We start from the raw sequence: 26164 nt of genomic DNA, 5'->3' as shown, positions 1-26164 counted from the left end.
CATGACCACCATGACAAACTCATCCGTAGTAACTGATCAGGCAGAAGCGGCTTGGCAACCCCCTCAACGCTCTGGTCCAAAACCGATTTTGTGGCTCACGGCCATTTTGGCTGTAGGGCTCTCGTTATTCCAATTGTACAGTGCCGGGATTCAACCCTTAGGCTTGTTCTATCAACGCAGCATTCATTTAGCGTTGATCATGATGTTGGCGTTTCTGATTTTTACACCCTTCGGCAAGCCCCGCGGCCCCATCGGCGCGCTGGTCGATACCGTTTTCTTCTGTGCCGCCGCCTATTCCGGGTTTTATTTGGTCTACAATCTGGATGCTATTTTTGCGCGTGCGGGTTTTTGGTCCCAGACTGACATCATCGTTGGCATCATCACCACCATTACCTTATTAGAGGCGAGCCGTCGTGCGGTAGGCTTGGGCCTGACCATCATCGGTTCCGTCGCCATTATTTATGCACTTGCCGGCGCGCGCGGCACATTACCTTGGATTGGGGAATTCTTACCCGGTATTTTGAACCACCGAGGCTATACGTTAGAGCGACTCGCGGCACAACTGTATTTGGGTCAGGAAGGTATTTTCGGACTGCCGCTGGGCGTCGCGGCGACCTTCGTGTTCATATTTGTATTATTTGGTGCCATGTTGGAAGTCACTGGTGCCGGTAAGTTTTTTATTGATATGGCCTTTGCCGCAACCGGCCGTCAACGGGGCGGCCCCGCTAAAGCCGCAGTGCTCGCGTCTGCCAGCATGGGATCAATTTCAGGCAGTTCCATTGCTAACGTGGTCACCACGGGTGCGTTCACCATCCCCCTAATGAAAAGACTAGGCTTTAAACCGGCTCAAGCCGGTGGTATTGAAGCCGCAGCCAGTACCGGTGGGCAAATTATGCCGCCGCTTATGGGTGCAGGCGCATTCCTTATCGCCGAATATACTCGCGTCCCGTATTTGGATATTGTAAAAGTATCCGTTTTCCCGGCATTGCTGTATTTCGCTACCGTCTATCTTTTCGTGCACATCATTGCCATTAAGCAAGGCATGAAGGGTTTGGAAAGAAATGAATTACCCGTATTGCGTGATGTCATGGCGCGCGGCTGGTTCTTTCTGGCGCCCCTTTTAATGCTGGTGGTGTTATTGGTGATGGGGCTCTCTCCCATGCGCGTCGGTTTCTATGCCGTCACCAGCATCATCCTCGTGGCGGGCCTAAACGGACTTTGGTTAGCTTACCTACGTGGTCAGGCTTCCGGGCAAATCGCTACAGAGCTGGTAGCGGCCATAAAATTAGGCGTAGTGCGCTTGTTCCAAGGCCTTGAACTGGGTGCTCGTAATGCCATTGCGGTGAGTATTGCCTGTGGTGTAGCCGGTATCGTTGTCGCGGTTGTCGGCCTTACCGGCTTAGGCTTGAAGTTCTCATCCATGATGATTGCGTTTTCGGGCGGTAACATCCTGCTGGCCTTGCTCTTGGTGATCATTGCCAGTTTGATCTTGGGCCTCGGTTTACCCGTAACCGCCAGCTACATTGTGTTGATCGTGCTGGTCGGCCCAGCCTTGACCAACGAGTTTGGCATTCCGTTATTGATTGCGCATCTATTGGTGTTCTGGTACTCGCAAGACTCCAATGTCACACCCCCGGTGGCGCTCGCCGCCTTTGCGGCGGCGGCGATTGCGGGCAGTAAAACCATGGAAACCAGCGTGCAGTCGTGGAAATTTGCCAAAGGACTGTATTTGATTCCTCTGTTCATGGTGTTTAACCCTGAAATCATTATGGGTGGCACGTTGCCTGTGCTGCTCTGGAACGGATTCCTGATCATTACGGCCTTGGCAGCCTTTGCCGCGTCTATTGAAGGTTTCCTGTTCACTTGGATGAAACCATGGATGCGCGCCCTATTGGCTCTGGCCGTGATCGGCGTGTTCTATCCATCCTTTATCTCTGAAGTGATTAGCGTCACCGTGATGTTGGTGTTGTTAGCCATTAACTTTGTGCAGCATCGTCGACACCCAGAGGAGGTTACCGCTTAATTTTGTGTTGTGTGTTACCCACCCAATGCCATGCATTGGGTGGGCATTTTTTGCCGAACCAATAACGATAACAATATTGAGGCTATCACTATGTCACTGTCTGTCATTCAGAGGGTGGGGCTGGGCTTCGCTGTTTTGGTGGTCATCAGTCTACTCAACTCCGTGTTTGCCTGGCGCGGTCAACTGGCCATACGTGACCAGTTCAACACCATCGACCAAGTCATCGTCCCGACCCGCAGCGCGATCAATCAACAATTGGAAAGTTTGTTGTTGATGAATCGTATCACCAATCAGTATTTAGCCGAGGACGATGCCGAACGGCTGGTGCCGTTAAATGACGCATTGGAATTGCGCATTGGTGAATGGCAAAACACCCGTGATCAACTCAACGCCGGTGTTCGCCCTGATGCACTGGATCCGGCGTTATATGAACTCGCTACCGCTCAGGTTGAACAGGTGCTTGCCATCACCCGTAATCAGCTTGCGGCGCATCGGCAGCGTTTGGAACAGGAACAAAGTCTGCGCCGCGGTTTAGCCGCCTTCACCGCACAATGGGCGCAGTTCGATAACGGCATGCAAAACCTCCAACGCCTGCTGAATGATAACGACACCATTGGTTTCTTTGTCCCTTATGTGCGTGAGCTGGGGGCAAATATGGATGCGTCCGTAGCCCGTCTGCTTACGGTAGAAAATCTCGATGAAGTGCTGGCCGAAGCCGAAGCCCAAGCGCAACGCGTGGAAGAAATCATTGGCACCCTAGAAGTGATCATTGAAGATGAAGCGCGGGTCGAACGTGACTTGATGCCCTATATCACCGCTTTACGCCAGCTCGTTGACCCCGAACAAGGGGCCTATGCGTTGCAGACCCAACTTATTTCGGACGCCACCGAACGACGTCTTGCCCTGAACTCCCTAGAGGTCGGTGTTGACACGGCGTTGAACGCGTACAGTGAGCTGAACACAGCTCTCTTGCAGGCCAACACCTCCGCGAGTCAAGAAGCGCTAACCAGCCAAAACCGCGTGCAATCCGTTATGTGGTTATTAACAGCGGTATCGACCGGCATCGCACTCTTGGTGGCGTTTGGCGTTGCCCGTGTGATTCGACGGCCGCTCAAAGGCATCATGGCCGGACTGCACCATTTACAGCAAGGCGACTTGACCGAACCACAATTTGGCCGCATCCACCGCGATGAATTTGGCACCATTCAACAAGGCGTTGCTGCTGTTGCTGGTAGCTTTCGGACCATTGTGCAAGGCATTCGTGCCAGTACCGATGCGGTCGACGAGGCGCTCCGTGCCTTGGTGCAACGCAGCCGTGACACCCAAATAATGGTGCAGGACCAACAAGACCAAACCGGTCAAATGGCCACCGAAGTCACCGAAATGGAAGCCGCCATTCGGGAAGTGGCGCGCGCCGCTTTGACGTCGCAAGAAGAAGTGGGTTCCGTCAACGCTATGGCACAAGCCAGCCATGAACAGATGTCGGCCGCCGTAGAATCCATCACGGCATTGAAACGCTCATTGGCTGAATCTTCGGACGTAATTGCGTCGGTCAGCACAGAAAGTGAACAAATTCGTGAAATCGTCACCGTTATCCACGGCATTGCCGAGCAAACGAACTTGTTGGCCCTCAATGCCGCCATCGAAGCCGCTCGTGCGGGCGAACAAGGCCGTGGTTTTGCGGTGGTCGCCGATGAGGTGCGTTCGTTGGCCGAACGTACCCGTCAGTCCACCGAGGACATCGATGCCATGGTGCAACGTCTGCGTGAAAAGGCCAGTGCTGCGGTAGAGCACATGACCACCAACGACACGCAAGCGGATACGGTGGTGACGCAAGCCGAAACCACGGCCCAGTCTTTATTGACCATGCGCCAGGGCCTGTCTCGCATTAACGATATGGCACAGCAGATTGCCACTGCCGCCGAAGAACAAAGCTCGGTGGCCCAGTCGGTCAGTCAACATGTCGTCGGCATCGCAGAGTCAGCATCCAAAGTGGCCGGAAATGCGAACGACAACATCACAGCTTTTGAAGAAGTCGTCACCATCACCGTCGAGTTGAAAGGTGGTGTGGCACACTTTCAGGTATAACGTCGCTCCCGGAGGCTCTTATGTTTGCTGCTTATCCTCGATCGATTATGTTCTGCGGTGTGTTTTTGCTCCATGGCGCGGTATATGCGCAGATCTGTACGCAGGAAAATCCGGATGCGGCGATCACCACACCCACCGAGGATTTCATCCTTCACGACAATGGCACCGTTACCCATATCACCACAGGACTGACCTGGATGCGCTGTAGCCTGGGCCAGACATGGGATGGCTCTACCTGTACCGGATTTCCAGATTCGTTCAACTGGGAAGGATCGATTGCTCGGGCAATGGACGTTACGTTCGCGGGGTACGGTGATTGGCGCGTCCCGACTCGAGAAGAACTCATCAGTCTGATTGAAGAGCGCTGCAATGCACCGGCCATCAACAGTGAAGTGTTTCCCAACACCTCCAGCAGTCGGTATTGGACTTCAACCCCGAACTTGCACAGTGAGCTGAGTGCATGGGATGTGAACTTTTTGAACGGTTATTCTTCGAGCTATTTTCGACGATTGAACTATAAGGTGCGGTTAGTGCGGGACTAATTGACCGCATTAGAGATGAATTTTGGCAAAATGCGGGCGCGCTGTGCGCGGTCTTAGTGGCTGCGCCACTGATCGAACCAGAGGGTTCTTTCCAAGCTCTGCGTGATATTAATAAAAAAGGGTTACCCTAACGGAATTGGGTTATGAATTAACGTTCGAGATTGACCAAGACAATCGCTCACGATTGTCTTGCCCTGCGGGCGCGCTGTGCGCGGTCTTAGTGGCTGCGCCACTGATCGAACCAGAGGGTTCTTTCCACGCTCTGCGTGATATTAATAAAAAAGGGCTACCCTTACGGAATTGGGTTATGAATTAACGTTCGGGATTGACCAAGACAATCGCGTACGATTGTCTTGCCCTGCGGGCGCACTGGCGTGCGGTCCCAATCGCTTTGCGATTGGTCGAACCGGAGGGTTCTTTCCACGCTCTGCGTGATATTAATAAAAAAGGGCAGCCCGTAAGGGCTGCCCTTTTTTATTAATATGGCGGTGAGAGAGGGATTCGAACCCTCGATACGTTGCCGTATACACACTTTCCAGGCGTGCTCCTTCAGCCACTCGGACACCTCACCGGGCGATACAGGTTTGTGCTGAATCGGGCGTGGACTTTACTGGAAGCGCTGCAGAAAAGCAATAATGAACTGCCTTTTGCTTGTTAAATCAGATGTTTAGGTCATCCATGTGCCATCATTCTGCAAACGGTTTGACACAGTCCTGCCACGCAAACGCATCCCGGTTCTTAGCATTGCCCAGTGGTGTGCCGACGTATAAAAAGGCCAGCAAGTGATCGTTTTCGGTCAATCCGAACGCTTCTTTGACCAGAGGATGATAGGCCATGTCACCAGTACGCCACATGCTGCCATAACCCATGGCATCAATAGCCGTTTGCATTAGGCTAACGGCGGCGGCAGTGGAGGCTATTTGTTCAATCTCCGGCACTTTGTCATGCACTTGTGGACAGCAAGCCGCCACAATAATCGTTGGCGCCCGCAACGGGTTTTGGCGCATCTTTTGTCGTTTATCTTCCGCCAAGGGCGTACCGGATGCCTCGGCTGCCTGGACAAATAATTCACCCAATCGCTCGCGCGCTGCACCCGCCACAACGGTCAGTCGCGTGGGTCGAAGATAGGCATGGTCGGGCGCCAACAAGCCTGCGCGTAAAATACGGTTGAGTTGTTCGGTATCCGGCGCCGGTTCGGCCAAGCGGGGCATGGAACTGCGGTTCAGTAATTGCGTTAAGGTATCGTTCATAGTCTCTTTTTCAAATCATTGAGCGGTGTATTCATCCTACCCTATTCCGGTTCTGTCGTTCGAGTGGATATGCTATAAAGACATCATTCAGTAGCGATCATCTTGGCTCATTTTCGCACATCACAGGACGAGACTGCGTTTCTATGAATTCCAAAAGCATGAATTCCAAAAGCACAATTTCCAAGAGCACCGAATCTAAGACAATGGCATCCCAGAACATTGATGAAAAACGGACAGCATCATCCCTGCTTTGGTCATTCACGCTCACCGCATCGACGTTACTTTTCAGCATCCGCCTGTATGCCTATGTTACATTGGCGACCCTCTGGGTCATCGACTGCCTCTCGGCGGAGCGCAATCTGACCTGGCTCGCCTTGTCCGGCGGCTTAATCCTCATTCCCTTGTTGACGCAGCGACTGACGCAAAGGTTACAAACCCATTATCCGAAAGCACGCGCTTCAGGCTTTGCCATCACAGATGCTGCCGTGATGGGCACATTAATCGGACTCTTTAACTTCGACCCAGCACCCACCTTACTGATCGGCGTTCTGGCCAGTGGTATTTTTCTTACCGCCGGTCGCCTGACCACCGTTGCCTGCGCCTATTTGATTTTGGGTGTCAGCGCCCTGTTGGTTCAGCATTTTCTTAACATGGCGTTGTACGACACGCCAACGGCATCTTGGGCAGTATTGAATACCCTGACACTTGGGCTGCTGAGCCTCGGCATCTTGTTGCTGTTGCGTCGTCAAACCACCCAATTGAATGCGGCCCAAGATGCCGCCGTACGCAGCCATGCTGACTACCGCGCGATTTCGCAAAAGCTGGCCAAGTACATTGCACCGCAAGTGTGGCAAACCATCTTTTCCGGGCAACAAGATGCGCGACTGGAAACCACCCGCAAGCCATTGGTGGTCTTTTTTTCCGACATTCAAGGTTTTACCGAGCTGTCCGAGCGCGTCGAACCCGAAGTGCTTACCCAAATTCTGAATGAATATTTTGAAGAAATGACTCGTATCATTGTCACAACGGGCGGTACGTTGGATAAATTTATCGGCGACAGCCTGATGGTGTTTTTCGGTGATCCCGAATCAAAAGGCTCGGCACAAGATGCGCAGGCGTGCATCCACATGGCCATTGCGATGCGCAAACGCATGACGGAATTACGCCGCCGTTGGAAAAAACGCGGCATTGATGCCGAACTGAACGTGCGCATGGGCGTCAACATGGGCTATTGCACGGTAGGCAATTTCGGTTCAGACACCCGCATGGACTACACCATCATTGGCAAGGAGGTGAACCTCGCCAGCCGCTTGGAAAACAGCGCCGGCCCGAACGAAATTTTGATCAGTCAAAGCGTCCATGATTTGATCAAACCCATCGCCGCCTGTCGGCCAAAAGGTGAAATTCGCGCTCGCGGGTTTGCCAAACCGGTGCCCGTTTTCGAAGTGGTAGGCTTGCGCAGAGACTTGGGTGAACAGTCGACCTTTGCCGAGCTGGAGGTTGATGGTTTCAGCCTGCAATTGGACGTGGACAAACTGAAGCATTACGACCGTGAGCGCATCCTTGCGGCCTTGGTGAAAGCGCATAAACATATCAAAGGTAGCGTCTGAGACAGCATTTCGAGACCGTTTTTAACAACGCCAGATTGAGAAAAAGCAGGTTGAATCAGGCACTCAAAACCTCAGAGGCGATAATCTGGCTAGGCAAAAATGGTGGAGGAAGCGCAGCCTACTGATAGTAGGTATTCGCTTCGCTCACCCTTCGGGCCGACCCGTGGTCGTTCTGGCAAGCCAGTGAGCATTTCGAGACCATTTTTAACAACGCCAGATTGAGAAAAAGAGGTTTTGAGCTTATTGACGTGGTAGCCGCCCCATATCGGGCCTGTGCTCCTGCAAACTCCGGCACGGATTTATATCCAACCCCCCGCGTCGCACATACTTGGCCGTTACAGTCAACTGTTCGAAGCTTCCCAGCGCCATCACGTCCATAAAGATGCGTTCTACGCAGTGCTCATGGAACTCGGTATGGTTGCGGAAGGAACACAAGTATTTGAGCAAGGCGGCATGGTCTAGGCCGGGGCCGGCATAGGCAATAAATACCGAGCCCCAATCCGGCTGCCCGGTCACCGGGCAATTTGAACGCAACAGATGGCTGTACAGCATTTCGGCACGATATTCGGGCTGAACTTTCAGCATACTCGAATCGACATCGTAGCTATCCATTTCGATATCCAGGGTATCCAATAAAATACCGGTTGTCGCATCCAGGGGAGCTGCCAGCAAGGGATCATCGACACTGTGCAGGCGCACCTGCACCGGGGCACCACTGACGCGACTCAGATCCTGCACCAACAAATCGTGCAGTTCTTGCGTGCCGGACAAACGCGTCATATTGAACGAATTGAGATACAGCTTGAGCGATTTCGACTCAATGATGTTGGGAGAATGGGCGGGCAATTCAATAATCGCCATAGCGACCTGTGGCTTGCCCTTGGCGTTCAACCAAGACAGTTCATAGGCATGCCACCAGTCAAAGCCATGATAAGGCCATTCGGTGATGCCCAAGGTACGACGATTATCCACCCGAGGTACGGGAAATAACACATCGGGCGCATATTGCTGTGGGTATTCCACCGTTTTGCCCAGCGTACTCTGTTCTACACTCATTGATTGATTATCCTTTTAGACCCTTGCCGCGCTGCAATAACCACAAGGCCCAGGTGATCAAGACTGCCAGAAATACAAACACCATGCTGAAGGCGATCCAGATATTTATGTCACTCACACCCAATACGCCATAGCGAAATGCGTTCACCATGTACAGTATGGGGTTGAACTTACTGAGCGACTGCCAAACGTCTGGCAGCAAATCAATGGAATAGAATACGCCGCCCAAATAGGTCAGTGGCGTTAGAATAAATGTGGGCACAATGGACACATCGTCAAACTTAGTGGCATACATCGCATTGATAAAGCCCCCTACGGAAAACAGTGCCGAGGTCATAATGATGACACTGACCACCACCCAAATATTGTTGATGCTGAGCTGCGTAAACGCTAAGGACAGCAAGGTTACAATGATGCCTACCATGATACCGCGTGCCATGCCACCCGCCACAAAGCCCGCCAATATGATGTAATTTGGTACTGGCGCGACCAGAATTTCTTCAATGCTACGTTGGAACTTGTTGCTGAAGAATGACGAGCTGACGTTACCGTAGGACGTTGTAATGATCGACATCATGATCAATCCGGGCACAATAAACGCCATGTAATCATAGCCACCCATCTGACCAATTCGGCTACCAATCAGGTTGCCGAAAATAACGAAATACAAGACCATGGTGACCGCTGGAGGCAACAAGGTTTGTTGCCAAATACGCATGAAGCGTTTGACTTCTTTGTACACAATCGCACTAAAGGCGACCCAATAATCAGTAAACATCAGAGCGCATCTCCTTGTACGATATCGACAAATAATTCTTCCAGCCGATTGGTCTTTGGCCGGATACTGCTCACTTCCAGACCCAACTCACCCAACAGGGTAAATACATCGTTCAGGCTCTCACTCTTCAAAATCTGGAATTCGAGGCTGTGTTCATCACTGCGTTGCATATGAAAGCGGTCCGGCAACACCAGATCATCCAACGGGGTCTTGATCTCGGCAATGAACGACGCTTTGTTCATCTGACGTAAGAGTGCTTTAACCGTAGTATTGGCAATGATCTCACCACGGTTGATGATGGCAATGTTGCGACACAGACTTTCCGCTTCCTCCAGGTAGTGCGTGGTCAGAATAATGGTCGTACCTTCAGCGTTAATACGCTTTAAGAACTCCCACATGGTCCGCCGAATTTCAATATCAACACCGGCGGTGGGCTCGTCCAGAATGAGCAGCTCCGGTTCATGCAATAAGGCGCGGGCAATCATCAACCGGCGCTTCATGCCACCCGACAACATACGGCCTTGTACATCCCGCTTGTCCCAAAGCTCTAATTGACGCAGATATTTCTCAACGTTCTGTTTCGCCTGTGCACGCGGCATGCCGTAATATCCTGCTTGCTGCATCAAGATATCCCATACCTTTTCAAAGGTGTTGAAATTGAACTCTTGTGGCACCACGCCCAGCTTTTTCTTTACCTCTTCCGGCTGCGTTGCCTGATCCAGGCCACATACCTGCACCTGCCCTGCCGTTTTATTCACCAAAGCAGAAACAATGCCCAAGGTCGTGGACTTTCCAGCCCCATTCGGGCCCAGTAGTGCGAAGAAGTCACCTTTCTTCACGGTTAAATCGATACCTTTCAAAGCGACAAAACCATTATCGTAGGTTTTGGTTAAGCCTCGAATCTCTAATGCGTTTGTCATAGCTACCTGTAATAGTTGCCCGTTTTTAACGGCTTTCTTGAAAAAGATGGGTATCCGATGTCGGTTGAGTCAAACGTGCACGCAATACATTGTTGATGTACGACAGTACCGATGTTTGTAACCCGACGTCAGACTTGGTGCTTTCCGAAATAAACCAGCGGTGTTCTAGTATCTCGTGGTACAGCTCGGCGTCGTCCAAATCACCCCGCAAGGCTTTTGGAATCATATTGATGGACGGCTGAAAGATCTCCGACAACCAGCGATACGCCGCCAGCATTTCCGGCACATTGTGCCCCTGTTCGCCCGACCACCAGGCGCGATAACGGTTTAAGTCGTTCAGTAAGCGGCGCGCTTGGTTCTCTTCCACGCGCAGCCCGGTCAAGTTGTGCAGAATACGCTTGTGATGCCAGGGTTCGACCACTTTGGCGCGCATGCGGATGCGCTGCCCTTCCTCAACCGATTCCAGTTGAATTTCTTCCACATCAAAGCCCATATTGTTAAGGCGCTGAATGCGTTGTTCAACCAAGTACTGTTCATCCCGCCCGAACACTTGCACCGAGGTCAACTCCTCCCACAGCGTGTTGTAGCTGGTCACCAAGGACTCGGCAAGTTCAACAGGGTCGAGCCCGCCCGGCAAGCCCTCGAGCAAAGCCTCAATGTCCATGAGGTCACCCGCCAAATTCGTGAACGCAATATCCAGATCATACTGGCGTCGGCCATCACTGAGTTCGGGCAATAGCTCGCCGGTTTCTGCATCGACCAGATAGGCCGCTAATTGGCCAGCATCGCGCCGGAACAATGCGTTCGACAATGAGCAATCACCCCAGTAAAACCCCGAAAGATGCAAACGGACCAACAATTCGGCCAGCGCATCCAACATGTGATACAACCGTTTTTCAGTGGTACCGCGTTCAATGATGATGCGATAAGGCAGAGCACCTTCAAGATATTCGGTGATCAACAACGCTCGCCCGGTCATGTCCATGCCGTCATTGGGGCGGGTTTTGCCCGACAACGACTTGTCACGTTCCGTCACCACAGCAATGGGTTCCACCACCGGCAGGCCGAGCTCGTTTAACTCACGCAGCAGGCGGTATTCTTTTTCCGCTATATGTTGTGCTAATTCCTTGAGCGCGTATACCTTGTCGCCGCGCGGTACAAAACGCACTACATTGCGGTGGATGCCCCGAACCACGGGCACAAAGAGTTCATCCGGCCATTCAGTAAGGTGTTTTGCCCATGGCAAATCCAGATCCGTAAAATAATGCGCGGGTGAAGATATTTGAAACTTCATAGGGAGTCCCTGCGAGAACCGAGACATAAGATGGGGTAGGACAGTGCGAAAATCAACCCAATCAACGAGGCTTCTTGGTGCACAACAAAAAAGCCGGTCCTATTGACCGGCTTTTGCCAAAGAACTTATTACATGCGCTCTTGCGTATCACCATCGAACAGATGAATGCGTTCCAGGTTGATCTCCACCTTGATTCGATCGCCGTGCGAAGGCACTTTGTGCGCGTCCATTTTAGCAATAACACGCTCTTCCATGCCTTCAACCGCCACATAAACCACCACTTCGTGGCCAAGGGTTTCAACGATTTCCACCGAACCCTCTAGTGTTGCGGTATTTTTCCACTCATGCTCGTCGCCAGGACGCGTGTGCTCGGGACGGAAACCCACATAAACCGATTTACCTGCCGCGCCTTTTGCCGCCTCTTTCCACGCATCCGGCACGGCAAATTTGCCACTTGGCAACTGGATTTCAGCACCATCTGCCGATAGTGTACCCTTGGCGATGTTCATGTTTGGCGTACCAATGAACTGCGCCACAAAGAGGTTGGCCGGGGTATCGTACAATTCCAGCGGTGTACCGACTTGGCGGAGGTTACCATCGTGCAACACGGCGATACGGTCACCCATGGTCATGGCTTCGACCTGGTCGTGCGTTACATAGACCGACGTAATGGCCAAACGTTTCTGCAACTTGCCGATTTCGGCCCGCATTTGTACGCGCAACTCGGCATCTAAGTTAGACAACGGCTCATCGAACAGGAAAACCGAAGGTTTGCGCACGATGGCCCGACCCAGAGCAACACGTTGACGCTGACCACCCGACAAGGCTTTCGGCTTACGATCGAGCAAGTGAGCCATGCCCAAGGTTTGGGCAGCCTCGTTGACCAAACGATCGATTTCATCTTTTGGCAGTTTACGCAGGCGCAGACCAAAGGCGATGTTTTCGCGCACGGTCATGTGCGGATAGAGTGCGTAGCTTTGGAACACCATGGCCACATCACGGTCTTTCGGGTGTACATTATTTACCCGACGTTCACCGATGAACAAATCGCCGGTGGTGATTTCTTCCAGACCGGCAATCATCCGCAAGGTGGTTGATTTACCACAGCCTGATGGCCCAACAAGCACCATGAACTCTTTATCTTTAATTTCAAGATCAAGACCCTTGATGATGTTCACATCGCCGTAACTTTTTACTACTTTATCGAATTTGATACTGGCCATTAGCGTCCACTCATTATTCTTATGTGAATGACGGTGAAACCCATGAATGTCTTCGACATCGGCATTTGGACTTCACCCACTTAACCCTGTGGGCAAGAAAACCCCGGAGGATGCAGCGCTAGCGCACCCTAACGCGGGGTGCCAACTGTGATAAGGACTATGCGCAAAGGGGGTGGGCAATTCAAGTTGATTGAGCCTAAAACCGATCAACCCTGAAAACATCTCCACCCTTTCTGGAACTCCCTCCACCCAAGAAATAAAATCAACCCCGAAAAATTATGCCTTGGCCTGCAATGCCATTAACGTAAGAAAACTCTACACAGGATGTCCGGCCTTCAGTTAATGGCATTAGTTCAACTTTCGCCTATTCAGTCTCCCGCACAACCGTTAAACGGCGACAGAATGCTTGAATATCTGTCTCGGCAAACAAGCTGTCCGTATTGGCCGTTAGCTTGCGGCGCCAGTTAGGGTATTCCGTACTGGTGCCAGGCACGTTAACCGGACGGTCAATCAACAACATATCCTCTAACTGCACCACCACCATTTGCGATGCACCCGAAGCCAAATATTCATGCATCGCAAAACTGAGTGGACGAGTCATTTCTGGCACCGCCTCCAGCTGCCCGGAGACTTCGTCAGGGAGGCGATCATCCGCTGCTAAAGCCTCCAAAATACGCTGTTTAGTTTCATCACGCGCCACCATTTCTACATCATAGGATTCGGGCGTGGGAAACATATTCAATGTACGTCGGAGTGCCAAATCACTCTTGTTCCAATACGCCGCCACCGTGGGCATATCATGATTGGCCACGATGGCCAGAGCCTTGGGAGCGTAATCTTTCGGCGGTGTCACGCCCGCCGGATTGGCTTCAAAATAAAAGACCTTATTCGAGTACAGTTGTGCGGCAGGAAACAACTCAACCACTTCGTCCGGCACGGTGCCCAAGTCTTCGGCAATCACCATGCATTGATTGCGCTGGCTCTCCAAATTCAAGATCCCCAACAGGTCATCAACGTTGTAATGCACGTAAACACCCTGCGAAGCATCTTCACCGGGTGGACACCACCACAAGCGAAACAACGCCATGGCATGATCAATCCGCAACGCCCCGCAGCCCTGCATATTGTTGCGCACTAAGGTAATGAATGTACCGTAGGCGTCCTGCTGCAACTTAACCGGGTCCAGTGGCGGTAAGCCCCAGTTTTGTCCCGTCGGCCCTAGCGCATCGGGCGGTGCGCCTACACTGGCATTGATGCAGTAGCGTTCTTTGTTGGTCCAGATTTCCGCGCCGCCCCGATCGGCTCCTACGGCCAAATCCCGATACAACCCGACCGGCATCCCCTGCGCATCAGCGGCTGCATTGACCGCGCGTAACTGCTCGTCGGCAATAAACTGCAAATACATGGCATAGTTCACGGCCGATTCATGGGTGGCCGCGAATTCTGTCACGGCAGGTGAATGATGATCCCGATAGGCTTCCGGCCACACCGGCCAACCCCAGGCATTGATGTCCAAGGCTTTGAAATGACGCAATAGAGCCTCAAATACCGCATGCTGCCGCAACGGTTCACCGTTGCGCGCCACGAATTCGTGAAAGGCTTGTGCCCGAGCGGTGTTCTTCGCCAAATGGTGGCGCTCAAACAGCGCAAACATGGCTTCGAACAGGCCGTATTTCAATGCACTGACTTGCGGGTAGTCGACCTCTGACTGCTCGCGACAGGCGGCCAAGGCCTGTTGAAACGCTTTTGCATTCACCTTACGTTGTAAGGCTTTCGATGTCTGAAACTCCGGCACGCGTGTCACATCAACATAGAGTGGATTGATGAAGCTGCGGTTGGACGGGCTATAAGGGCTTGCATGCTCCGGGCTGATCGGATACAGGGCGTGAATGGGATTCAACCCAATGACCCCGGCGCCAAGCTGCCCCATGGCGACGATCAGCTCTTCTAAATCCGTGAAATCTCCCATTCCCCAGTTGCGTTCGGAACGCAACGTATAAAGCTGAATAGCCGTACCCCAGACTTTCTTGCCACGCGCCATCTCGGCGTTTTGATAACTGGCAGCGGGCGCGATAATGAGCGATGTGGTGGCCTGCTTGCCGCCGTGCTCAACGGCAAGGTGGTGATAGCCTAACGGCAGATCATGCGACAGGGGTAAAACACGGCGCACATAACGCCGGTCATCGATCCAATATTCACCGGTTTCTTGCCACTGTTCTAGGGTTTCCTGTCCACTGCCACCATCCCTGCCATCTTCCAACGTCAGTTGCCAGCGCACGGGTGACATGACATCCATATCCCAACAATACACCTCAACGCCCCAGTGCAGCGAGCGGGGTGATACAACATACACGGGGCGTAGAAGCCCTTGCCAGGGCGCAGCGTCCAAGGCAAAAATCGCGTCTCGAATGACGTCATCATTGCTTAAGTCGTAGCCCATGGCCCGCAGTATTTTGGCTTGCCGCTCCGCCGGGATAGTTTCTTCATGGCCCAGATAATTGGCGAAACGCTGCGCAATACCGCGATGAAAGGCTAACTTACTGATCAGCTCTGCGTTCGTCATACATTGCCCTCACGCTGGTGCCAGTCGTAGTTCAACACCGCTGCGGCACCCAATAAGCCAGGCTGTTTGGAGACGATGACGTAGGTTGGAATGGCGGCGTTATAGGATTGAAAACGTGCCTTATCTTCAAACCGCTGCCGAAACGGACTGGCACGAAAGAAGTCCATGAAACGTGGCACTATACCACCGGCAATAAACACGCCGCCTTTAGCGCCGAACATCAACGCAACGTCACCGGCGTAGCTACCGACCACGGCGCAAAACCGCGTGAGGGCTTCAACACACACCGGGTCGGATTGAGCCATAGCGGCCTGACTGATGTCGGGGGCGCGCAAGGGTTGGGCCGTCACGCCGCGTAAATCACACAACGCACGATATATATTTTCCAGGCCCATACCGGAGATCAAGCGCTCCGACGAGACCCGCGACAGCTCTTTGCGCAGAAACTGAACAATATGTATTTCAACGTCATCGGTAGCGGCAAAGTGGCTGTGTCCACCCTCGGTTTCCAGGGTTACCGGGCCCGCCGCACCAAACGCTAGGGCGCCTAAACCCAACCCGGTACCGGGTCCAGTGACGACCATCGGTTTACCCACCACAGGCTCTCCGCCACCGATCTTTACCGCTCCTGAAGCCCCTAAATAAGGAATGGAGTTGGCCAATGCGTGGTAGTCATTAATAAAACGCAAGCCAGCAAAACCCAATGCGCGCTGCAACGCACTGACCGAAAACGCCCACGTATGATTGGTCATTTTGATGCTGTCTTGATCGGTTGGGCAAGCTATGGCAATACAACCCTGCGTCGGGCGAGTGTATTGTGCAGGCAATTGAGCTAAGTACGCGTTGATCGCATCCTCTATGGTGACATAGTCCGCACCGTTCAATGTTTGCTCCGCCACCACAGATTGCTCATCCAGTGCGAGCGTTCCGTTTTCCAATGCGACCTTGGGCGCCAATGCAAAGCGCGCATTGGTGCCACCGATATCGGCGATTAAACCGTATTGTCCTGTCATCCTAAGACTCCTGCAGCCTACCTTAATAGTATGCAGGCATCATAGCGACATGCAGCACGCTTCCCAAGGCGGAATTCTCGCCCCACGCCTCCACCCTCAAAGGTTTGAAAAAATGGGCTGTAATTCACTTTCAAAAGACATCACAAACGCCGACAATGTTTCACCGAACCTGAAAGTTAACTACAATTCAGAGGCTACTTACCTCAAACTGGACTATCTGGCATGACCGACGTGATAGAGCTGATCCAAACGCACTTTGCCCAGCTCTCAAAATCAGAAAAGAAGGTGGCTGAAGCCATCCTAGCCGCACCCGAAAACGCCATCCACACCAGTATCGCCAGCATGGCCATACTGGCCGGCGTCAGTGAACCCACCGTCAATCGTTTTTGTCGCAGCATCCAGTGCAAAGGCTTTCCCGATTTCAAGTTACGCCTCGCGCAAAGCCTGGCCAGCACAGGCTCCTTTGTGCGCCGGGAAATTTCAGCGCAAGACGATATGGGTACGGTGGTGGAGAAAGTCATTCACTCCACCATCTCCAGCTTGCAAGAACTGGAGAAACAAATCGATCATCATGCATTGCGGCAATCCGTAGACATTCTGTCTCATGCCAGTCGCATTCATTTCTACGGTCTGGGCGCGTCCGGCCCGGTAGCACACGATGCGTTGAATAAGTTTTTCCGCTTGGGCATGCCGGTGGACGCAACAACCGATTATTTGATGCAAAAAATGACCGCCGCCATGGCGCAGCCGGATTCAGCGTTTGTGGTGATTTCCTACACCGGGCGAACCCAACCCTTAATTGAGGTCGCCGCTGAAGCCGCCACTAATGGCGGCAAGGTCATCGCCCTAACGACACCCGGCTCACCATTATCAGAAGTGGCTACGGTGACGGTCGGTGTGCCGACACGCGAAAATACCGACCTCTTTACCCCCATGGTCAGTCGCATGCTGCACTTGACCCTGATCGATATTTTGATGACTGGCGTGACGCTCGCTAAAGGTGAATCAGTGGAAGAAAACTTCCGCAAGGTCAAAGGGGCGCTGTCCTCCACCCGGCGCATGAGTTGATACAAAAATGTAACAAAACTACATTTATAACGATTAAGACACAGCAGATGTTGGAAATCAGCCGCAGTGAGCGTATGATTATGTAACTAACTTACAAAGTTACACATAACTACAGTCACGGTGCGACCAGCATAAACAGCTCAACGCACCCACAATGGGAGCTCAACATGTCTAACATTCGCGTTGCAATCAATGGCTATGGCCGGATCGGCCGCAACATCCTGAAAGCCCTTTATGAAGCCAAAGCAGCGGGCAAAGATTACCCCATCGAAATCGTTGCGATTAACGATCTGGGTGATTCTAAAATCAACGCTCACTTGACCAAATACGATACCGTGCATGGCCGTTTCGGCTTTCCAGTCGACTTCGACAGCGAAGCTTTGTACGTCAATGGCGACAAAATCCGTACCTTCTCACAGCGCAACCCGGCCGACTTGCCGTGGGGCGAGTTGAACGTCGATGTCGTCTATGAGTGCACCGGCTTCTTCACATCAAAAGAAACCGCTTCAGCACACATCAAAGCCGGGGCGAAAAAAGTCATCATTTCTGCTCCAGGCACCGATGTTGACGCCACAGTCGTTTATGGTGTGAACCAAAGCGTACTGACCAAAGACATGACCGTTATTTCTAACGCATCATGCACGACCAACTGCTTAGCGCCCGTAGCGAAAGTATTGAACGACGCCTTGGGCATTGAAGCGGGTGTAATGACCACCATTCACGCTTACACCAACGATCAACGCCTGTCGGACGTGTATCACTCTGACCTGTACCGCGCCCGTGCTGCCGCGATGAACATGATCCCCACCAAAACCGGCGCTGCTGCTGCCGTGGGCTTGGTTGTGCCTGAATTGAAAGGCAAGTTTGACGGCATGGCGGTGCGAGTACCGACCGTGAACGTTTCTTTGGTGGATTTGTCGTTCATTGCGAAGAAAGCACCGAAAGATGCCGCCGAAGTAAACCAGATCATTGTTGACGCGCTGGCGAAAGACCCTGTCTTGGCCGAGGCCATGATGGTGAACAACGAGCCATTGGTCAGCATTGACTTTAACCACAGTACCTTTACCTCTAACTACGATGCCACCCAAACTCGGGTGCAAGGCAACTTGGTAAAAGTGATGTCTTGGTACGATAACGAGTGGGGCTTCTCGAACAAGATGCTCGACAACACCGTTGCGTTAATGAACGCGAAGTAAGACCAAAAGCCGGCATCGAACAGATGTCGGCTTTTTCTTTTTATTGATTGTGTTTTTCTGTAATCGACAGAATCACGTCTGTCGTTGGCTTAATTCCCAAGCCGCTTTTTTATACACTAGCGCGGGTTTCAGTTCGGCCAGCAACAGAAGTACACGCCATCGTTACTTGATAGAGCGAGTTTGTTTACCATGATGCGTAGAACTAAAATCGTCACCACGCTAGGCCCCGCCACCGACAAACCAGAAATGCTGGAAAAGCTGATTCTGGCTGGTGCCAACGTTGTTCGCCTGAACTTTTCCCATGGCAGCCCTGAAGATCACAAACAGCGCGCTGACTTGGTGCGAAGCATAGCGTCCAAGCACAACCGATTCGTGGGAATTTTGGGCGACTTGCAAGGGCCAAAGATACGCATTGCCCGGTTCAAAGACGGCAAGATCATGGTGAAAACCGGTCAACCCTTTTTGCTCGACCTCGACCTGCCAAAAGATGCCGGAGATGACACCAAGGTCGGTATCGATTACTCTGCGTTGGCGCAAGATTGTGTACCCGGTGACATCTTGCTGTTGGATGATGGTCGCGTCCTCCTTGAAGTAACGCAAGTCGATGGCAATAAAGTGCATACCATCGTCACCCAAGGTGGGCCGTTATCGAACAATAAAGGTATCAACAAGTTAGGTGGTGGCTTAAGTGCCAAGGCACTCACCGACAAAGACAAAGCAGACATCCTGACCGCGGCCGCCATTGGCGTTGATTACATCGCGGTATCCTTCCCACGGAATGCGGAAGATATGGAAGAAGCTCGTGCCCTACTGACAGCGGCAGGTTCTAACGCACAACTGATCGCCAAAGTAGAGCGTGCCGAGGCAGTCAATGATCACGCCGTGTTGGACGGCATTATTCTGGCCTCGGACGGGGTCATGGTAGCCCGCGGTGACCTGGGCGTAGAAATCGGCGACGCGCAACTGATTGGCGTGCAGAAACACTTGATCTCACGCGCTCGTGAATTGGATCGTGTGGTCATCACCGCCACCCAGATGATGGAGTCGATGATCTCTAACCCGTTCCCGACACGCGCCGAAGTGTTCGATGTAGCGAACGCAGTGCTCGATGGCACCGACGCCGTTATGTGCTCCGCTGAAACAGCGGCCGGTGACTACCCGATCGAAACCGTGAACACCATGGTCAGCGTGTGTCTCGGAGCGGAAAAACACCGCAAAGCAACCCGCTCGCGGCACCGTTTGGACCAAGAATTTACCCAGATCGACGAAGCCATTGCGATGTCGACTATGTACGCCGCCAACCACCTGAAAGGTGTCAAGGCGATTGTATGTGTGACTGAATCCGGTTCGACACCATTATGGATGTCACGGATCAGCTCTGGTATACCTATTTTTGCGATGACACGGCACGTAGAAACAGCGCGCAAAGTCACCCTTTACCGGGGTGTTGAGCCTTTGTTCTTAGATGTGACCAGTGTCGCGCCAGACCAAGTGAACCGCTTGGCAATAGACGAACTCAAGAAGCGCGGCGTGGTGAGCGACGGCGACCTGGTATTGATCACCAAAGGTGATCACCTGGGTGTGCATGGCGGCACCAACCGCATGAAAATCGTGAGCGTTGGTAACATTCTGTAAAAACAACAACTAGACTCCTCGGGCATCCTAGTCGCCTTGCGCAACGTGTAGATGCCTTAAAGGAAAGCAGACTGACTACCGATTTTTTCAGAGGCCGAACACACCCTGTGTGCTCGGTCATAGTGGTTTAAAACCCCGCCAACGACGAGGTTAAGCGGAATATGGAACGAGATATTGATCCTATTGAAACGCAGGAATGGCTGGATGCTCTAGCATCGGTTGTTCGTCATGAAGGTCCAGATCGAGCGCAGTATCTGTTGAAACAACTCTCTAATGAGGTGTCCAACACATCGCGGTCCGATGTACCCTTCGCGATCAACACGCCCTTCCGCAACACCATCCCGGTCACCGATGAGGCGAAATACCCTGGTGATTTGGAAATGGAACGCAAAATCCAGGGCTACATCAACTGGAATGCCGTGGCCATGGTGGTTCGTGCCAACAAATCCGGCGATGACTTGGGTGGGCACATTTCGTCCTTCCAATCATCTGCCTTGCTGTACGATATAGGCTTCAACCATTTCTGGCGCGCGCCCAACAACGAGTTCGGCGGCGACCTGATTTACTATCAAGGCCATATTTCGCCCGGTATCTATGCCCGGTCTTTCATTGAAGGCCGCTTGACGGAAGACCATTTGGACAACTTCCGCCGTGAAGTAGATGGCAAAGGCTTATCGTCTTACCCGCACCCTTGGTTAATGCCTGAATACTGGCAATTCCCGACGGTCTCTATGGGTTTAGGCCCGATCCAAGCCATTTATCAAGCGCACGTAATGCGCTATCTGGAAAATCGCGGCAAGATCGAACCCGGCCGTCAGGTATGGGCGTTCTTGGGTGACGGTGAATGTGACGAACCGGAAAGCCTGGGTGCCATTTCATTGGCCGCTCGTGAAAAACTGAACAATTTGAATTTTGTCATCAACTGCAACCTGCAACGTCTTGACGGACCGGTGCGTGGTAACGGCAAAATTATCCAGGAATTGGAAGGCGTCTTCCGTGGCGCGGGCTGGAACGTAATCAAGGTTCTTTGGGGTGCTGGTTGGGACAAACTGCTGGCCCGCGACAAATCTGGCCTCCTGCAGAAGCGCATGAATGAAGTGGTGGATGGTGAGATGCAAGCGTATAAGGCCCATGGTGGTGCTTATACACGCGAACATTTCTTCGGCAAATACCCTGAAACCGCCGAGTTGGTCAAAGACATGACCGATGACGAAATCTATCATTTGGCGCGCGGTGGTCACGATCCTTACAAGGTCTACAGCGCATATAAACAAGCCGCTGAGCACACCGACCAGCCTACGGTTATTCTGGCGCACACCGTTAAAGGCTATGGTGTAGCGGCGGGTGAAGCACAAAATGCGACGCACCAGTTGAAGAAACTGGATGTTGAAGACTTGAAAGTCTTCCGTGATCGTTGTGGTGTGCCGGTCAGTGATGCCGATTTGGAAGCGGGTAAAATCCCCTTCTTCCGCCCGGACGAAAACTCACCTGAATTGCAGTACATGAAGAAGCGTCGTCTGTCGTTGGGTGGATATCTGCCACAACGTCGTCCGAACGCCGATAAAACGCCAAACGTGCCGTCATTGGAGTCCTTCGAAGCCTTGTTGAAAGACACCGGCAAGCGGGAAATCTCTACCACCATGGCGCTGGTGCGCATGTTAGGCACCTTGGCAAAAGACAAAGACATTGGTGAACACATCGTGCCCATCGTACCCGATGAAGCGCGGACCTTCGGTATGGAAGGCATGTTCCGTCAAGTTGGTATTTATTCCGCGTCCGGTCAGCTCTATGTCCCACAGGATAAGAGCCAGGTCATGTGGTACAAGGAAGACAAAACCGGTCAGATCCTGCAAGAAGGCATCAACGAAGCCGGTGCATTCAGCTCTTGGTTAGCGGCGGCAACGTCGTACAGCACCAACAACCTGACCTTAGTGCCCTTCTACATCTACTACTCCATGTTCGGTTTCCAACGTATTGGCGACTTGGCATGGGCCGCTGGGGATATGCAGGCGCGCGGTTTCTTGGTCGGTGGAACATCCGGTCGCACCACGCTGAATGGTGAAGGTTTGCAGCACCAAGATGGCCACAGCCACATTTTGGCCGGTACCATCCCGAACTGTGTAACCTATGACGCTACCTACTCCTATGAAGTCGCGGTAATCGTCCAGGACGGTATGCGTCGCATGGTGACCGAACAGGAAAATGTGTTCTATTACCTGACCACCTTGAACGAAAACTACCAGCATCCGGAAATGCCAAAAGGTGCCGAAGAAGGCATTGTACGTGGTATGTACTTGCTAGAAGACAACGTCGGCAAGGCGAAGAAAGCTGTGCAACTGCTGGGCAGTGGTTCAATTTTGAACGAAGTCCGTGCCGCCGCGAAAATCCTGAAGGACGACTTCGGCGTAAGCGCCGATGTTTGGGCCGTCACCAGCTACAACGAACTGACGCGTGATGGCTTGGCCATTGATCGTCAAAACCTGTTGCACCCTGAAGCTCCGGCACAAGAAGCCTATGTTACTAAGGCGTTGAAAGGTCGTAAGGGTCCGGTTATCGCCTCTTCTGATTACATGAAGAACTACGCGAACCAGATTCGTTCATGGGTTCCTGGCAGCTATACCGTGTTGGGTGCTGATGGCTTTGGCCGCAGTGACAGCCGCAAAAAACTGCGCCACTTCTTTGAAGTGGATCGCTATTGGGTCACGGTAGCAGCGCTCAAAGCGCTGGCCGACGACGGCGTGATTCCTGCGTCCGACGTAACCAAAGCGATTAAACAGTTTGGTCTGGACACAGACAAGCCTAACCCAGTGACAGTTTAACTCTCTGTCGGCCCGCTCGACGGGCCTTCAGTTAAGGAGCTTTTATGGCGACTGAAATTATTAAAGTCCCCGACATCGGTACCAGCGATAAGGTCACCGTGGTTGAGGTAAGTGTTAAGGTCGGTGATGTCATTGCCGAAGATGATACGCTGATCGTATTGGAAACAGACAAGGCCTCAATGGATGTACCCGCCCCCATGGCCGGTAAAGTCACCAAGCTGAAAATCGCCGAAGGCGATGAAATCGGCGAAGGCGATGAGATCCTGTATCTAGAGGTCGAAAGTGCAAGTGCTGCTCCGGCAACAACGCCTGCAGCCGAAAAGCCTGCAGAAAAAGAGCAAGCTGCGCAGCCTGAAACAAAACCGGCAGCGACCAGCAGCAGTGCGGTGAAGCCGGTACAGGTGCCTGACATTGGTACCTCGGACGCGGTCGAGATCATTGAAGTCCACGTGAAAGTGGGCGACATGATTGCCGCCGACGATGCCATTGTCACCTTGGAAACCGATAAGGCTTCCATGGAAGTCCCAGCACCCGAAGGCGGTGAAGTGGTTTCTGTGAAGGTGAACGTGGGTGACAGCGTTAGCCAGGGTGACCTGTTGATTGAAATACGCGGCGCCAGCGAAGGCGCTGCGCCAGTGGACGAAAAACCTGCACCCGTCGCAGCCGTCAAAGACCCCGAACCGGAAGTGCCAGCCGCGGCGAAGGACGTTCATGCGCCTTCTATCGTGTCGAGCGAAGGTGACGAGTTAATTCGCCCCTCCAAGCCTGTACATGCAGGACCTGCGGTGCGTTTACTGGCGCGTGAACTGGGAGTCGATTTGGCACAGGTACGGGGCAGCGGCCCACGCGAGCGTATTCTGAAGGAAGACCTCACGGCCTTTGTGAAGAAGAAAATGCGTGAGCCTGAGCGCGTGTCAGCGGGTGCCGGTATTCCTGCCGTGCCGGATCAGGATTTCAGCAAGTTTGGTTCGGTCGACATCGTTGAGATGGGTCGTATTCAGCAGCTTACCGCGGCCAACATGACGCGTAACTGGCTGAACATTCCACACGTTACGCAGTTTGACGAAGCTGACGTAACCGAGTTAGAGAACTTCCGCAACTCGCTGAAACCGCAAATGGAAAAACGCGGTGTGAAGATTTCACCGCTGGCCTTCTTGGTGAAAGCCTGTGCGGCGGCACTGCATGAGTTCCCGAACTTCAACGTGTCGTTGATGGCCGATGGCAAACACATGGTACAAAAGCACTATGTGAACATCGGTATCGCCGTGGATACACCAAATGGCTTGATTGTTCCCGTGATCAAAGACGCGGACAAGAAGTCTATTTGGCAGATCGCGGAAGAGATCATCGACTTCGCACAGCGGGGCCGTAAAGGGCAGATTAAGAGCAATGAGATGCAAGGTGGCTGTTTCACCATTTCCAGTTTGGGTGGTTTAGGCGGTACGGCGTTCACGCCGATCGTTAATGCGCCCGAAGTGGCAATTCTCGGTGTATCCAAGAATCAGGTGAAACCGTTCTGGACCGGCAAAGAGTTTGTGCCGCGTACCTTCACGCCGTTGTCGTTATCGTACGATCACCGTGCGGTGAATGGTGCAGACGCCGCTAAATTCACCACCTACGTGTGTGAAGCCTTAGCTGATTTGCGCCGTATCTTGCTGTAATAGGCTACGTTAACTCTAATCCGTTGTCGCCCGACAGCGGATTAGAGTGTTTATCTTTTTCCCCTTAGATATAACCCCATTCAGCAAGGCGTGCATAGGCATATTCCGCCTGCTCCCCCTGTTGCACCCGACCTAAGAACGCTTGATAGCGCTGGGCGGCCGCCGGACGTTCACCCTCTTGGTCATGTGTGTAGCCGATCAGGAAATCCGTTCCCGGATTGCCGGGTAGCACCGCCTCATAGGCTAAAAAATCTTCGCGTGCAGCACCAAACTGTTTTAGCCCCAAATGGGCCAAACCACGATATTGTATCGCCTGCCCTTCACCCGGGTAGGCGGCGCGCGCGCGATCAAAATACTCGACAGCTCGCTGCTCACGTTCTTGCATGAGGTAGAACTTGCCGCACAATACCAACCCCGTATAGTCGTTCGGCGCTAGGCGTTCAGCGTCTAACAACCGACTTTCTGCTTGCGTTGGTTCATTCTGTGCCAGTAATCGCTCACCCTCTTGCATGGCCTCTATGGCGGGTTTCAGGGCCCGTACTCGAGCGGTCATATCCATGTAGCGTTCCCGGCCTTCTGATCGGCTCTTAACGCTCGCACTCAAGCCACCATACTGTGCTTGCACATTGGCGTAGCGTTCATCACTCATGGGGTGGCTGGAAAACATCAATTCAATGGCGTTCGGTTTGCGGCTCGACAGCGACCGCAGCATATCCATCAACTCCACCATACCCTTCGGGTTATGATCGGCAAGCACCATGTAATCCATCCCTAACTGATCCGCCTGCCGCTCATTGTCGCGGCTATAGCGTGCCAACAAAGCGCCTGCACCGATTTGCCCGACCATACCGACGGCACCACCCAACGCCGAATCGCCCAGCCCGGCCACGGCTGTGCCGACGGCGGCCTGTGCAAGCATGCCCTGGGTCATGCGCGCGGCCGAATGCCGTGCCGTGACATGGCCAATTTCATGGCCCAATAACGCTGCCAATTCGGCTTCACTCTCTAACTCCAACAAGATGCCTCGGGTAACCGCAATACTGCCACCGGGAAAAGCATAAGCATTAACGTAGTTAGCGTTCACTACCTGGTAGTTGTAGGGCATATTGGGGCGATGCGAGCGGGCATGAATACCACGACCTAACTGACTGACGTATTGATTTAAAGCAGCATCCTGGCTAACGCCATAATCGGCGGAAAATTGCAGTGGGGTTTGTTGCTGGTCAATCGCCACCTCGTCGTCTTCACTCAGCATCATCAACGTTGGTTTACCGGTTATAGGATCAACCGCACAACCCGATAACCAAAGCGGTGTGCTTAATCCTAATGACGCCAGCGATATGGAATGGATGAGACGACGGCGCGACAAAATGATGTTTGACATAGGAACATGGCTTCACTGTGACCTTGATGCCTAGCATCATA

18 protein-coding genes and 1 tRNA gene are annotated in these 26164 nt (G+C 52.7%); 9 read left to right on the top strand and 10 right to left on the bottom strand.

The window, feature by feature from the left end; translation table 11 throughout:
- Position 1 precedes the first annotated feature (1 nt).
- The 3 genes from ACFOSD_RS07495 (at position 2) to ACFOSD_RS07485 (ending at position 4653) form a co-directional block, all read left to right on the top strand.
- Positions 2–2023, top strand: a complete 2022-nt coding sequence (locus tag ACFOSD_RS07495) for a TRAP transporter permease (RefSeq protein WP_380695108.1) — start codon at positions 2–4, stop codon at positions 2021–2023.
- 90 nt (positions 2024–2113) lie between these two features.
- The gene (locus ACFOSD_RS07490) at positions 2114–4111 is read left to right on the top strand and encodes a methyl-accepting chemotaxis protein (RefSeq protein WP_380695106.1); all 1998 of its coding nucleotides are present in this window, start codon (positions 2114–2116) and stop codon (positions 4109–4111) included.
- A 20-nt stretch (positions 4112–4131) separates the two neighbouring features.
- A complete protein-coding gene (locus ACFOSD_RS07485; RefSeq protein ID WP_380695104.1) occupies positions 4132–4653 on the top strand; it encodes an Lcl C-terminal domain-containing protein in 522 nt (173 codons plus the stop codon).
- A 483-nt stretch (positions 4654–5136) separates the two neighbouring features.
- On the opposite strand, the gene ACFOSD_RS07480 is transcribed toward ACFOSD_RS07485, so the two are convergent.
- Together ACFOSD_RS07480 and ACFOSD_RS07475 are read right to left on the bottom strand one after the other, a co-directional pair.
- Positions 5137–5224: transfer RNA gene (locus ACFOSD_RS07480), tRNA-Ser, on the bottom strand.
- A 115-nt stretch (positions 5225–5339) separates the two neighbouring features.
- The gene (locus ACFOSD_RS07475) at positions 5340–5903 is read right to left on the bottom strand and encodes a nitroreductase family protein (protein ID WP_380695102.1); all 564 of its coding nucleotides are present in this window, start codon (positions 5901–5903) and stop codon (positions 5340–5342) included.
- 203 nt (positions 5904–6106) lie between these two features.
- On the opposite strand from ACFOSD_RS07475, the gene ACFOSD_RS07470 reads away from it, so the two are divergent.
- A complete protein-coding gene (locus ACFOSD_RS07470; RefSeq protein WP_380695100.1) occupies positions 6107–7513 on the top strand; it encodes an adenylate/guanylate cyclase domain-containing protein in 1407 nt (468 codons plus the stop codon).
- Positions 7514–7753: 240 nt separating this feature from the next.
- On the opposite strand, the gene queF is transcribed toward ACFOSD_RS07470, so the two are convergent.
- From queF to glk, 7 genes are all read right to left on the bottom strand, one after another.
- Positions 7754–8569 carry an NADPH-dependent 7-cyano-7-deazaguanine reductase QueF gene (gene queF, locus ACFOSD_RS07465; RefSeq protein ID WP_380695098.1) on the bottom strand — a complete coding sequence of 272 codons (816 nt, stop codon included), beginning with the start codon at positions 8567–8569 and terminating at the stop codon, positions 7754–7756.
- 7 nt (positions 8570–8576) lie between these two features.
- On the bottom strand, positions 8577–9347 hold the full coding sequence (locus ACFOSD_RS07460) for an ABC transporter permease (RefSeq protein ID WP_380695096.1): 771 nt from the start codon (positions 9345–9347) through the stop codon (positions 8577–8579).
- On the bottom strand, positions 9347–10267 hold the full coding sequence (locus ACFOSD_RS07455) for an ABC transporter ATP-binding protein (protein WP_380695094.1): 921 nt from the start codon (positions 10265–10267) through the stop codon (positions 9347–9349). Before ACFOSD_RS07455 ends, ACFOSD_RS07460 begins: the two co-directional genes overlap by 1 nt.
- Positions 10268–10292: 25 nt before the next feature.
- Positions 10293–11561: a DUF4032 domain-containing protein gene (locus tag ACFOSD_RS07450; RefSeq protein WP_380695092.1), complete on the bottom strand. Its 1269-nt coding sequence runs from the start codon at positions 11559–11561 to the stop codon at positions 10293–10295.
- A gap of 128 nt (positions 11562–11689) precedes the next feature.
- Entirely contained in the window at positions 11690–12784 is a 1095-nt protein-coding gene (locus tag ACFOSD_RS07445) for an ABC transporter ATP-binding protein (protein ID WP_380695090.1), read from the bottom strand.
- A 364-nt stretch (positions 12785–13148) separates the two neighbouring features.
- Complete coding sequence (gene malQ / locus ACFOSD_RS07440; RefSeq protein ID WP_380695088.1) at positions 13149–15347, bottom strand: 4-alpha-glucanotransferase; 2199 nt, start codon at positions 15345–15347, stop codon at positions 13149–13151.
- The gene (gene glk / locus ACFOSD_RS07435; RefSeq protein ID WP_380695086.1) at positions 15344–16360 is read right to left on the bottom strand and encodes a glucokinase; all 1017 of its coding nucleotides are present in this window, start codon (positions 16358–16360) and stop codon (positions 15344–15346) included. The genes malQ and glk overlap by 4 nt, the downstream gene beginning before the upstream one ends.
- A 222-nt stretch (positions 16361–16582) precedes the next feature.
- Between glk and hexR the strand changes: the two genes are divergently transcribed.
- The 5 genes from hexR (at position 16583) to aceF (ending at position 24739) form a co-directional block, all read left to right on the top strand.
- Positions 16583–17428: a transcriptional regulator HexR gene (gene hexR / locus ACFOSD_RS07430; RefSeq protein WP_380695084.1), complete on the top strand. Its 846-nt coding sequence runs from the start codon at positions 16583–16585 to the stop codon at positions 17426–17428.
- A gap of 167 nt (positions 17429–17595) precedes the next feature.
- On the top strand, positions 17596–18624 hold the full coding sequence (gene gap / locus ACFOSD_RS07425) for a type I glyceraldehyde-3-phosphate dehydrogenase (RefSeq protein WP_380695082.1): 1029 nt from the start codon (positions 17596–17598) through the stop codon (positions 18622–18624).
- Positions 18625–18813: 189 nt separating this feature from the next.
- Positions 18814–20259, top strand: a complete 1446-nt coding sequence (gene pyk, locus ACFOSD_RS07420) for a pyruvate kinase (RefSeq protein WP_380695080.1) — start codon at positions 18814–18816, stop codon at positions 20257–20259.
- A 161-nt stretch (positions 20260–20420) separates the two neighbouring features.
- Positions 20421–23078: a pyruvate dehydrogenase (acetyl-transferring), homodimeric type gene (aceE, locus tag ACFOSD_RS07415; protein WP_380695078.1), complete on the top strand. Its 2658-nt coding sequence runs from the start codon at positions 20421–20423 to the stop codon at positions 23076–23078.
- 44 nt (positions 23079–23122) lie between these two features.
- A complete protein-coding gene (aceF, locus tag ACFOSD_RS07410) occupies positions 23123–24739 on the top strand; it encodes a dihydrolipoyllysine-residue acetyltransferase (protein ID WP_380695076.1) in 1617 nt (538 codons plus the stop codon).
- 64 nt (positions 24740–24803) lie between these two features.
- Here aceF and ACFOSD_RS07405 read toward each other — a convergent pair whose 3' ends face one another.
- Complete coding sequence (locus ACFOSD_RS07405; protein WP_380695074.1) at positions 24804–26123, bottom strand: M48 family metalloprotease; 1320 nt, start codon at positions 26121–26123, stop codon at positions 24804–24806.
- Positions 26124–26164: the final 41 nt, after the last annotated feature.

The sequence above is a fragment of the Salinispirillum marinum genome, from assembly GCF_042650105.1.
Taxonomy (GTDB): Bacteria; Pseudomonadota; Gammaproteobacteria; order Pseudomonadales; family Natronospirillaceae; genus Salinispirillum; species Salinispirillum marinum.
This window is presented reverse-complemented; position numbering and strand designations above follow the sequence as displayed.